Origin of the sequence: Paenibacillus sp. MABNR03 (assembly GCF_050455445.1) — a bacterium.
Taxonomy (GTDB): Bacteria; Bacillota; Bacilli; order Paenibacillales; family Paenibacillaceae; genus Paenibacillus; species Paenibacillus xylanilyticus.
Genome location: NZ_JBCIYR010000001.1, coordinates 787,535 through 799,310, shown reverse-complemented (window position 1 = coordinate 799,310; position 11,776 = coordinate 787,535). Strand labels below are relative to the sequence as shown.

The following is an 11,776-nucleotide window of genomic DNA, read 5'->3' as shown; positions in this document are numbered from 1 at the left end:
ATAAGCCTCCCCTTTTCAGATCCATGAATTGTGCTATAGCCCGTACATTATCTACGAACCACATTCATCTCCGATAGCCTTGTGGCCTTAACCAAATATGTCGCAAGTCCAGGAATTAACCGGGCTAGCCCTGGATAGTATTTGTTCGTTTTTGCAAATGCCAGCTTCTGAATTCTTCGAGCCCTTCTAAGCAGCTGGGTAAATTCGTTGTTGGCGTCCTTCGTATAGCCCTGCTGCCAGTCCTCAAAGCTAATGTTCTTCTTCAAATAACGGTTGGTCCATTCGGCACATAAAATGGAAGAACGCAGTGCAATGGACATACCGTCCCCACACAACGGAGGAATCATCAGCATGGCATCCCCGATATGCGGGAATTGTGACCAAGGTTCAGGGATATTGGACAAGTTAAGGGGTGCTATGGAAACTTGAGTTTCCGGAACCGGGCTGCCTTCAGCAAGTCTTGCAGCCAGTCTGCCATTGGTTGTGGATGCTGCCTGCAGAATATCAGTTACAGACTTACCACTTCCCTGTACCGTATCCAATGTCAACAAGGCTGCCACGTTAGCGGTACCATTCTCGATCGGAGAAATACCGACATACCCTCCCTCGCAAAAGTAGAGCTCCACACGATTGGACAACTGGAGTCCGCTGTAGTGCGACTTCACGCCAACATATACCGTGTCATCCCGCAATTCAGGCGGAGACGTGATCCCGCGCGGCTTTTTGGTTCCATAGGCTCCAATAACCGCTTTTGCTCTGTAGCTTAATCGTTCATTCCCTTTTTTGACCTGCACCTCATAGTGGTCATCTTCAAGCTGCTGAATACCGATAATCGTCGCTTTATTGATGATTTCGGTTCCCGCCGCTTTGGCTTCGCTGTGGAGAATTTGATCCAATTCATGCCGACTGATCCCATAGGCCGATCCCGGTAAAGGAGCTTTAATCTGCCCGCCCTGAGGCATGATGATTTGGGCATGATCCATCGTGCTTGGCATCACTTTCTGATCAAGGAGTCGAATGTCCAGATATTCCAGCATTTCTTTGGTTTCTGGTGACATGAATTCACCGCAGGTTTTGTGACGAGGAAACGCCTGCCGATCAAGCAGTAATGTACGATGACCCCTTCTGGCCAGCTGCAGGGCACATGTACTGCCTGCGATTCCCGCACCTATGACAATGGCATCCAATGGTTTGGACACGTAAAATCACCTGCCTTTCATTTGTGCACCATCATCGGATTGGGCTTGAAAATCTCAAGTTATTGCTCCAACCCGATGATTCGGTATAACGACGGAGTACCGGAATAATGGTTTCCATTCGTAAGTCATGGTGTCATGGTTCAATTGCTGTTTTAACGCCTGCCAATCTCTTGCCGTAAAACCTTTGGCAACGGAGAGTGGACCATCATGGCGAATATAACGATTCCGGGATATCATTCGGGTCGTGATCCAAACTGCCGTATAAGATACCGGATGACGATGGATGTCGTTAATGACGACACCATATCTGGAGACACGCATCATGTGCGTGACCATATCAATCAGCAGTTGTCCGTCAAAATGATGCACAAATTGTGAGCCTGTAACGATATCCGCAAGGGCATCCGGCAGTTTCATTACATCGGCACGCTGCACCGTGATTCTCGGTTCATTTTGAAAAAGTTGTCTCGCCTCCTCACAAGCCTCCTCTGTCAGATCGACAAGAGTAATCCGGAGTTCGATCCCCTTCTGATCGGCCCAGTGCAGCAGTTTCTGATTTACATCCCCTGAACCTGCACCCACATCCATAATACTTAGCTTCGTCGGTCGACCAATGGATTTCCATAGCTTCTCCACACCTGCGAGGGTAGGACCGGGAGCAGCAAATATTTTATTGAGCCGCCTCAGATGCTTCAGTGCTTCACGCAATTCTTCTCCACCCATGGAGAAATCATCCATCAGTTCATCTTCCTTCGCACGGATCGACAGGCTTCTAAAGAAGGACATGATCCTTCTCCTTCGCTGCTGGAAAGTATGATGGTACATAAGTAAATTTCATGAGCTCTGCGGTCAATCCAGGTCCAAATGCCATGGCCACACCCTCGGTGGAAGACTGATTCCTTGCTTTCATATCCTCGCGCATGGCATTAAGCACAAACAGGATGGTGTTAGAGGAAAGGTTACCTACCGTTCGAAGGACTTCCCTGCTGTACTTCGTTTGCTCTTCCCTTAGATTCATAACGTCCTGAACCGAGTCCACGATTCCCCGTCCACCTGGATGAATGGCCCATAGTTCAGGCAGACTGTCATTGCCGAGTAACTGATGAAGCTCGTTTTCCAGATGCGTACCCAGCAGTTTCGGAATACGGGGAGACAAATAAAGATCATAACCTTGATTGCCTACCTCCCAGGTCATATCTTCCGTCGAATCTGGAAGCAGGACGGAATAGCCGATTCCGAGATCCAGATAATGCCGTTGTTCGGGTGCCGGGGCACCAACGACACAGGAAGAAGCTCCATCTCCGAAGAATGAAGCTGCAAACAGGGCTTCCCTCTCCTTAACCGGTTGAAAATGAAGGGTGCATAATTCCACGCATACGACCAGCACCTGCGCATCAGCCGCACCCTGGACTACATCCCGGGCCATTTGAATGGCTTTCAATCCTGCCGCACAGCCCTGGAAAATCAACGGTAATCGGTTCACCCGGGAAGACAGACCCAAATGACGAATAAGCATGACGTCCAGACCAGGCAGATACTGTCCAGTACAGCTGACCGTAATGAGATGTGTAATTCGATCAGGAGACATTCCCGCGTCCTTCAACGCCTTCTCGGCAGCCTCAATCCCAAGCGGAAGGGCCTCATGTTTATATGTATTCATTCGTTCTTCGGTGGTAGGAATTTGTGAAAGATCACCAGAAGGCAGGTAGCGACAATCCTCAACGGATCCAAGATAACTGGGTTCAACCGTATAGCGTGTTTCGACGCCGCAGGATCTGAATATTCTTTTGGCGAAACGGGCCAAGTCGGGTTGATCCTGCAGGGATGAAGCAATAAGTTCAGCAATATCAGTCTGGGCTACCTCATGAGCAGGTAATGCAGTCCCCATGCCCAAAATGGCGATATCTGTGTGGTTACGAAAGGATTGATTCATGTTTAACCTCCTATGATGGATGAGCTGTATCCTTTAATTAACAACTCTTACCCTTAACAGCGGCCTTGTAATCGGGCGATCCAGTTATATTTATTTATATGGATAAACATGATCCGCATTCTCCATCTGGATGTCCTTCTTCAAAAAGTGTAAAAAAAAGAAGCCGCCCGAAGGCGACTTAAAGAGATTTTTGGACTTGCGTCCACCATGTATTTCAGCATTTTGCATTATTCAATTCATCGCCGATAATGACGACTTCCGTCTCCAGGTTGACATTGAACTGACTGCTCACCTTCTCCTGAATGAGCGCAATCATGTCGATGTAATCCTGTGCCGTTGCATTATCCACATTCACGATGAAGCCCGAATGCTTGCGGGAGACTTCTGCACCACCGATCCGCGTCCCCTGGAGTCCGCAATCCTGGATCAATTTGCCCGCGAAATAGCCTTCAGGACGCTTAAAGACACTTCCACATGAAGCATACTCCAGTGGCTGTTTGGACTCTCTTGCATAGGTTAGTTCATCCATCTTCGCCTTGATCTGCACCGGATCACCCGGCTGCAGGTTGAACTTCACCTCAATGATGATATCCCGTTTTCCCATAAACACACTTTTGCGGTAGCCCAGCAGCAGCTCATCGCTCTGCATCGTTATGATTTCACCGACCTCTGTCACGACAACAGCAGAATCGACCACATCAGACATCTGACCCCCGTATGCTCCGGCATTCATGTAGAGTGCACCACCGACCGAACCCGGGATGCCACATGCAAATTCCAGTCCGGTTAGACTCTCGCCTAACGCCTGACGGGATACGTCAATAATTGCCGCACCGCTCTGCGCAGTCATGGTATAACCATCAACGCTGACCTGGTTAAGATTCTGCAGCGAGATTGTAATCCCACGGATGCCTCCATCTCTGACGATCATGTTGGAGCCATATCCCAGTATGGTCAACGGAATGTCATGCTGAGCTGCCTGCTTCACAATCATTGCAACTTCATCTATGGTTTCAGGGAACATGAGAATATCGGCTTCCCCGCCAAGTCGTGTATACGTATAGTTTCGAATCGGTTCAGAATATCGAATACGGTCCTTATGGAAGTTGTCAAACAGGGATTTACTTAGTAACTGATATGAATTCATGATTTCTACCACCTTGTCTTGATTGCATCGTATAGGTTATTTTACTCTGAATGTCTCCATTTTGTCGCAATTAATTCGAATTAATCATTATTTTTTTAAAATTATCATCCCGGACTGAAAAAAGCCGCCATGATGGCGACTTAGGGATACTCTATTCTGTGGCCTTTTACATTATAACTCATTTCAAGTAAGCGAGCATTATCCTTGACGTTCCCTCTTATTACAGCATCTATCCCTTCACAGCTCCCAGCGCCACGCTGCCTATAATTTGCCTGGAGAATATCGCAAAGACGATGATAATAGGCAGGATGGAGATCGCAACCCCCAAATACAGCAAACCATAATCCATGCCATAGTACCCCTGAACCAGTGCAACCAGTACAGGAAGCGGATATTTATCCAATGAAAAAAACAGAACAAGCGGCGTGAGAAAGTTGTTCCAGGAACCGATAAAAGTAAATATGCCAAGAGCCGAAATGGCTGGCCCCAGAATGGGCAATACAATCTGATTGAATGTGCGAAACTCCCCTGCACTGTCCACACGTGCTGATTCAATGATTTCATCCGGAATGCTGCTCTCCATAAATTGCTTGATGAAAAATACGTTAAAGGCATTAGCCGCCGCGGGTAGAATAATGGCCGCATAGCTGTCCAGCAGCCCCAGCGTACTGAACAGGCGATACATCCCGATGAGAGCGAGCTGCCCAGGCACCATCATCGTGGCAAGTAAAAACATGAACAGCCAGGTCCGGCCCTTAAATTTGAATTTGGCGAAGCCATATGCTGTAAGTGAACCGATATACAGTGACAATACTGTCGAGGTTCCGGCAATAAAAAAACTGTTCGCAAAACCGCGCCAAATATTGATTTTGGAGGCCATATTCATATAATTATCCGCTACAAATGGACCGGGAAGGAAGGTGAATGTAGATGCAATAGTTGCATTGTTATGTGTGGAATAGATAAGCATCAGATAAAATGGAATGATACAGATCACGGCCAGACCCGTGAGGAATAAATAGATGATAACTTTGCCTACCGTAAGCCGCTTTGTACTGGCATATTGCTGGATCGCTGCGCTTGGTTGTTCAATTGATTTAGCAGTTTGCATGGAATTCCCCCTCCCTATGAACGGCTCTTCCGCTTGGTCATCATGAAGGATACGACGGACAAGAGAATGATGATAATGAACAGGCAGAATGCGATGGCTGCCCCGTAACCAAAACGTGTACTTTGGAATGCCACATTGTACAGATACATTATACTGGTCATGGCCGCACGGTCCGGACCACCGGTTCCATTCGTCAATGTGAATGGCTGGTCGAAAATTTGAATGCCCCCAATGATGGACGTAATCATCTGGAACAGAATGATCGGGCGCAGCATCGGAACGATAATATGGATGAAGATATGCTTCTTCTTTGCGCCATCCATCTGAGCAGCTTCCTGCAATGCCGGATCAATCCCCTGAAGGCCAGCAAGGTAGATGACCATGGAGTACCCAAAATATTGAAAGAACAGAATGGCTGACACAATAAGGCGCATAAACCACGGATCATTTTTCCAGTTAATCGGGTCATCAATCAGCCCAATCTGGACCAAAAAGTGGTTCAATCCGCCGGACTGCCAATCAAATATCAAACTCACAAGCAGACCAAGCGATGCCGCTGTCACGATGTTAGGGAAAAAGTATACGGCTCTGAAAAAGTCTCTACCCTTAAGCAGCTTATCGTTCAGGATAAAAGCGAGGATCAGAGAGACGGTAAGCTGCGGAACCACAGAGACACCCCAAATGAAGAGTGTATTAAACAGCGTTTTATAGAACAATGGATCTTGCAGAACTGCAGCATAGTTTCCTACCCCAACGAATTCGGGCGTAGTGATCCCGTCAAAGTTGGTAAAGCTGATATACAGGGAATATAGAATGGGATAGAGTCCAAAAATGGTGAAAATAATGAAAAATGGGGCGATAAAATAGTAGCCATAATGGTCTTTGCGGATTGATTTGGCAAACATGATGCGTTCCTCCAGTCATCGGATGATTAAAAGCTTTCGCTCCCTCAGCTAATCCACTTCCAGCTCCGGAAATCTCAATTGAACATCGCGTTTGATTCGCTTCACCGCTTCTTCCTTGGTCTGAATGTCGTTATTGAGATACAGCTGGAGCACATTTTTATAAATGTCACTGTTAATGATGGAGTCATACTTGGTTCGCTCATAAACAGGAACCTGTTTGGCCGCTTCGGAGAAAAACTCGAAATGCTTTTGTCCTCCCAGATAAGCTGAAGTTACGGATTGTGCGAGCTGATCATTGACAACCATATTACTTGTAAAATAATCCTGTTCCTTCGCCAGCTCAGACAGAAACTCATGGTTAAAGTTATAAAACTCAATAAACTTCCAGGCCAGGTCCTTTTTATCACTTTGGCTGTACATCGCAATATACGTACCACCCGCACTAAAAGCAGATGGCCCTGGGGCAAGACCCCACATGCCTTCGGTGTCTGGTGCGTTCGCCTTGAATGTGTATTGCAGTGCCCAGGTTGCTCCAGGATAGAACATGACTTCCCCCTTTTGCATTGAAGCCGCATGCCCGGCACTTCCTTCTTCATATTCGGCCAGCACCTTCCGCTGACGAGCTTCCCGAACCAGATCCAGAACCTGCATGTAGGTTGGGTCGATGACGAGCTTACCATCCTTCACCCATGGGATCCCGTCATAGGAATTGGAGATGGCATTCCAGTTTGCCAGTGCATGTACTTTGTTCCCGCTGGCCTGCTGCACCTTCTCTCCGATCTCGAATATCTTTTCCCATGTATCGATCTGCTCGCCTACCTTCTGCGGGTCATCTGTGCCCAAATATTCCTTGGCCAAATCCCGTCGATAATAGATGCCTCCCGGTGTCCCCTGATAGCCGATGGCGCGAATATTCCCTTCGCTATCCTTCTCATTGGCCTGCACAAATGCATACTGCTCTGGAATCAGCTCATTGGCGTTATACGGAGATGCAGATAAATTCTCCAAATAAGGAACATCAATCAGCTCTCTGATATTTGCGTTCTCAATCATAAACACATCAGGAGCTTTCGACCTCGTCTGCAGTGCGGATTTCAGTTTGGTAATATAGAAATTCCCTGGGATGTTGACGAAGTTCACCTTGATGTCCGGATACTTCTCTTCGAATTTCTCAATGGCATAACCCGCTTCATCCGTAAAACTCCAGACGGTAATCTCTTCCTGCTTGGATGCATGTTCTCCCTTCGACTGACAACCGGATACGATCATCACTGCGCTTACAAGTGCAATAATGGATAGATATTTCAATCTAAAGTTTTTCATGGGCCCCCTCCTTCAATAAAAGGAAACGCTTACATTTTATTCGAGTATAGTGATTTTGGAGAGGGCTTTCTCCTCAAATATTGTGAATCATCCTTCATATTTTGTGATGTGGGTCTGATGCTTCTTCCGAAATTCGGACGGCGTGCAGTCATTATATTTTTTGAACAGCCGATTATAGGAGCTCACATTGTTAAATCCATGCCCGATTGCGATATCTAAAATGGAGGCTTGACTGAACAATAATGCCCATTCCGATTTGATGATGCGAAAGTGGTTCAAGTATTCCATCAGGGTTACTCCCTTGTTCTCCTTAAACAGCTTGCATACATGAAATTTGCTGAATTTGATGTGCTCTGCCACTTGATCCAGCTTGACGGGTTCGGCATAATGTTCCTCCAGGTATTCACACACTGATTCAAGGAATTCAAATCTTTTGGACGACGTGCAGGGCTCTCCCGAGATGCATTCGTGTGTCGTCGGTGTCTTGGTGCGCAACAAGTGAATGATAAGATCGTACAGCCTTGCAACCATGATCCATCGGTATCCCGGCTGCTGCTGTTTCTCTTCATCGGATATGGCATCTATATAATGACCCAAATTCTTCTCCCTGCAGATGGTAGACGGAAGGATTGTCGTTTTATGAAAAACTTCACGAAGCTCCTGAGATTCTTTGTCCGCTGCGAGGTTTCCCGTTAACCATTCCAGTCGAAACAGAATAATGGTCAAATGATCGGTACCCGGCAAAAAACAGTGAACATCCCCTGGTTTGATCAACAGCACGTCTCCTTGTTCCAGCTCACAGACTTGATTGTTTACTCCAATTCTCGCGCGTTCTCCATTCACTACGACCAACTCAACCTCTTCATGCCAGTGTGCGGCAAAATTAAACTGTTCACCTGTGTGAATTACCCGGATCGGAAAACCTTCTGTCATATGACCTGTTTCAAGAAACGTTGGCACTCCCATCAGATCACCCTTTCCATATTTACCAATTCCTTAGTAATCATATTATGCATGAAGTGCAGGATTCCTTTCGACTTGGAAATGAAAATAAATAATACCCAAGAAAAAAGTCACCTACATTTCATCATGCGGGCGACTTTTACAAACACAATATGGTAGCGTAACAAGTTGGATCTTTCAGCAAAGGTGTTTCTATACGCTAGTCTTGAAGCGAACGGAATGACGTTCCACACATTGATTATTCAATATGTATGAAGACTCCACGGTTTCTCCCTTTAACATTTGGATAAGTACATGTCCGGCCAGTTGGCCAGCATCCGTTTTTGGTTGACGAAATGTCGTAAGTGGTGGGTACACATAATGAGATAGATGTATGTTGTCGAATCCGACAACAGACACTTGCTCAGGAACTGAAATATGATGTTCCCGGAATGCCTCTAGCCCGCTAATAGCCATCTCATCACTCGCAAAAAACACTGCCGATGGAAGCTCATTTTCGATCAGAAATTTGGCCGCTTGATAACCGCCTTCTTTCGTGAAATGTCCGCTCAGCCTCCACTCCTTCCTTTCTTCAACACCCGCTTCGTGCAATGCTCTCAAGTAACCCTGATAACGTAGGAGATTGCAATCCGAACTGAATGTTCCATTAATATAGGCTATTGTACGGTGCCCTTTATCAAGAAGGTATCGGGTTGCCACATATCCTCCTTGTTCATCATCAATCAGAACATTTACAATATGATCATTATTTAGTTCCCGATCCATTACCACAATAGGAAATCCTGATTCAGCAGCTTCAAGAAGCAATTTATTTTGAATATTCTGAGCAATTACAATGGCGCCATCTATTCTTTTTTCCCGGATGTAGCGGCTAGCAGTTGAATGTTCTCCACCGAGTGAATTGCATACGATCATATCGTATCCATGATGCATAATAACCGATTCTATACCTTTGACTAATTCCGAGAAATACGGACTGGACATATCATGTACAATTACACCGATCGTTTGAGTATTCTTACGTTTTAGTTCTGACGCGGCTCCATGCTTGACGTACTTCAGTTTGCTTGCAGCATCAAGCACCTTCTGTCTTGTCAGCTCACTTACATTGTCTTTGCCGTTGAGTACACAGGATACAGTTGAACTGGCTACACCGGCCATCTTTGCTACATCTTTAATGGTTATCATGAACATACTCCTCAAAAGACCATTCTCATTTGTGATCAGAAAAAAATAAAATCATTCACTGGCATTTTATCACGCCATCTGGTTCATGTCTCCATTCGTATCGCATGGCTCTTTTTGCTACGAACGCCCTTTTTGATTTATTATTGAATAAGCAATTCCTATGTATAACATCTACAACCACATCTACAACCATATTTTAGAAACAGGGGTGTCCCATTGAAGTATAGCGAGTATGCAATAGGTCAGGTTTACAAATCAAAATCGATTAAACTGTCCAAAACCGATATTATGGAGTTTGCGAAAATGTACGACCCGCAGTATATGCATTTGGACGAAGAAAAAGCCAAACAAGGACGATTCGGAAGCCTGATTGCATCCGGCATGCAGACGATGAACATATCCTTCAAGCTCTGGATTGAAGTGGGCGTATATGGGGAGCATGTTGTGGCCGGCACGGGAATGAATAACATCCAATTTATTAAGCCTGTATTCCCGGATGATGAACTCCATGTAACGGCTGAAGTGATCAACCTCCTGCCAAGACGCAGGGGCAATGGAATCGTTACTGTGTTACTCACAACGTTTAATCAAAACAATCAAAAGGTATTTCAGGCCGAATTAAGTGCGTTAATTGATAATTGATTTGCCGCTAATACAAATCAAGTAAAATAGCCGCTTCCCGGAAACATTCGGGGAACGGCCACATATTCACATTTTAGTTCAAGTCCGAAGTCCCATTTATAACCGATTAATCCATCGGCGTTTTCTTGTGTGCAGCAATAGAAAATGTTCCGCATTCCGCTTGCACAGGTATAATGTGTTTGATATCCCGATTGGCGAAAGTTTCAGCACATCATATAGGTCCTCCCTAAAGTAATCTAACCTCTAATTTGCGAGTGCTTCCGGTATTGTCTTATTCTGATTTGCGGACAGCACATCCTTGGTTGGTTGAAGAAGAACCGACCCACAGCGAGTCGGTTCTTCTTCGTTTTTTATGCGAGTGTTTGACGCACATATAACCGGCTTGTTTCCTCCCATATCTCCCCAGGCTGCAGACTGAATAATCCGGCCTCCTCGGAACGCAAGTCCAAATTCGGGGCATTAACGAGATTGATCTGAGGTTCCGGACAGAAAAATCCCTCCTTCGCACCATTGTTCCAGATCATCCACTGTTTATAGGACGTGCCCACATCATAGATTAGCGTCTCTCCACTTCTCATATCCTGCAGTTCCATCCGGTTTCTTCCATTCTGTGGTACTGCAGTGTAATGGTTATCCATCTCAGCAAAAAACGGATATACCCCGGAGTCACGCATCTGCTCTTCCTCGGACACAAACGGTTGAAAACGTGTCGTCGGCAGCATACGTTCATCCAGTTCCCATCGTTCTCCTACTGTAAGCTTGAGTCTATATTCACGAGCCGATCCATCTGGCGAAAAAGGGGCATTAATGGCTGTATGAAAGGCAAGCAGACAAGGCATGGATTTGCATCCATGATTGCGGATTTGCACATGCTGCATAAGTCCATTTTCACTCAGTGCATAGCGTAAAGTAATATTGAAGCTGAACGGAAAGAACGAATATACAGGATGAGTCTCATCGACGGTGATCGACACGGTTACATGGCTTTCCTTGCCCGTATGGGCATACTCCTCCACTTTCCATGGAGTGTTGTACAAAAATCCATGCAAGTGATTACCTGTAGCTTCCTCATTAACTGGCAATTGAAGTATTTCCCCATTCCAGGCAAACTGCCCATTCTTATAACGGTTCGGTGGAAACAATACAGGAATACCGTGAATCATCGGTCTGGCTTTGAAAGATGGCATCTCGTCGGGTGCCGGTTCATGCAGAAACCGATATCCCTTCTCAACATCACGGTAAGCCACCAGATTGCCGCCAATCTCTGGAAGCATTACAGCCTCGTACGAACCGTACCGCAAATAAATCGCTTTCTCGCCGTGGTACTCACCTTCCCAGGATGCACTTGTTTCACATGTGTTCAAG

The 11,776-nt window shown here is 46.0% G+C and carries 11 protein-coding genes; 1 reads left to right on the top strand and 10 read right to left on the bottom strand.

What is annotated here, in order from left to right:
- Positions 1-47: 47 nt before the first annotated feature.
- From AAIH57_RS03465 to AAIH57_RS03425, 9 genes are all read right to left on the bottom strand, one after another.
- The gene (locus AAIH57_RS03465; RefSeq protein ID WP_430020546.1) at positions 48-1,199 is read right to left on the bottom strand and encodes an NAD(P)/FAD-dependent oxidoreductase; all 1,152 of its coding nucleotides are present in this window, start codon (positions 1,197-1,199) and stop codon (positions 48-50) included.
- A 54-nt stretch (positions 1,200-1,253) separates the two neighbouring features.
- A complete protein-coding gene (locus AAIH57_RS03460; protein ID WP_430020545.1) occupies positions 1,254-1,985 on the bottom strand; it encodes an SAM-dependent methyltransferase in 732 nt (243 codons plus the stop codon).
- Positions 1,972-3,132, bottom strand: coding sequence for a type III polyketide synthase (locus AAIH57_RS03455; protein WP_430020544.1), 1,161 nt, complete (start codon positions 3,130-3,132; stop codon positions 1,972-1,974). The genes AAIH57_RS03460 and AAIH57_RS03455 overlap by 14 nt, the downstream gene beginning before the upstream one ends.
- A 214-nt stretch (positions 3,133-3,346) precedes the next feature.
- Positions 3,347-4,279 (bottom strand): UDP-N-acetylmuramate dehydrogenase, encoded by a 933-nt coding sequence (gene murB / locus AAIH57_RS03450; protein ID WP_430020543.1) that lies wholly within the window; start codon positions 4,277-4,279, stop codon positions 3,347-3,349.
- Between the two features lie 229 nt (positions 4,280-4,508).
- Positions 4,509-5,390, bottom strand: a complete 882-nt coding sequence (locus AAIH57_RS03445) for a carbohydrate ABC transporter permease (protein WP_175396536.1) — start codon at positions 5,388-5,390, stop codon at positions 4,509-4,511.
- 14 nt (positions 5,391-5,404) lie between these two features.
- On the bottom strand, positions 5,405-6,295 hold the full coding sequence (locus AAIH57_RS03440) for a carbohydrate ABC transporter permease (RefSeq protein ID WP_175396535.1): 891 nt from the start codon (positions 6,293-6,295) through the stop codon (positions 5,405-5,407).
- A gap of 48 nt (positions 6,296-6,343) precedes the next feature.
- Positions 6,344-7,618, bottom strand: a complete 1,275-nt coding sequence (locus AAIH57_RS03435; protein WP_430020542.1) for an ABC transporter substrate-binding protein — start codon at positions 7,616-7,618, stop codon at positions 6,344-6,346.
- A gap of 87 nt (positions 7,619-7,705) precedes the next feature.
- A complete protein-coding gene (locus AAIH57_RS03430; RefSeq protein ID WP_175396534.1) occupies positions 7,706-8,584 on the bottom strand; it encodes an AraC family transcriptional regulator in 879 nt (292 codons plus the stop codon).
- Between the two features lie 189 nt (positions 8,585-8,773).
- Positions 8,774-9,769 (bottom strand): LacI family DNA-binding transcriptional regulator, encoded by a 996-nt coding sequence (locus AAIH57_RS03425; RefSeq protein WP_430020541.1) that lies wholly within the window; start codon positions 9,767-9,769, stop codon positions 8,774-8,776.
- A gap of 216 nt (positions 9,770-9,985) precedes the next feature.
- Here AAIH57_RS03425 and AAIH57_RS03420 point away from each other — a divergent pair, with 216 nt between their 5' ends.
- Positions 9,986-10,411: a MaoC family dehydratase gene (locus tag AAIH57_RS03420; protein WP_430020540.1), complete on the top strand. Its 426-nt coding sequence runs from the start codon at positions 9,986-9,988 to the stop codon at positions 10,409-10,411.
- A 350-nt stretch (positions 10,412-10,761) separates the two neighbouring features.
- On the opposite strand, the gene AAIH57_RS03415 is transcribed toward AAIH57_RS03420, so the two are convergent.
- Positions 10,762-11,775, bottom strand: coding sequence for an aldose 1-epimerase (locus tag AAIH57_RS03415; protein WP_430020539.1), 1,014 nt, complete (start codon positions 11,773-11,775; stop codon positions 10,762-10,764).
- Between the last annotated feature and the right edge of the window lies 1 nt (position 11,776).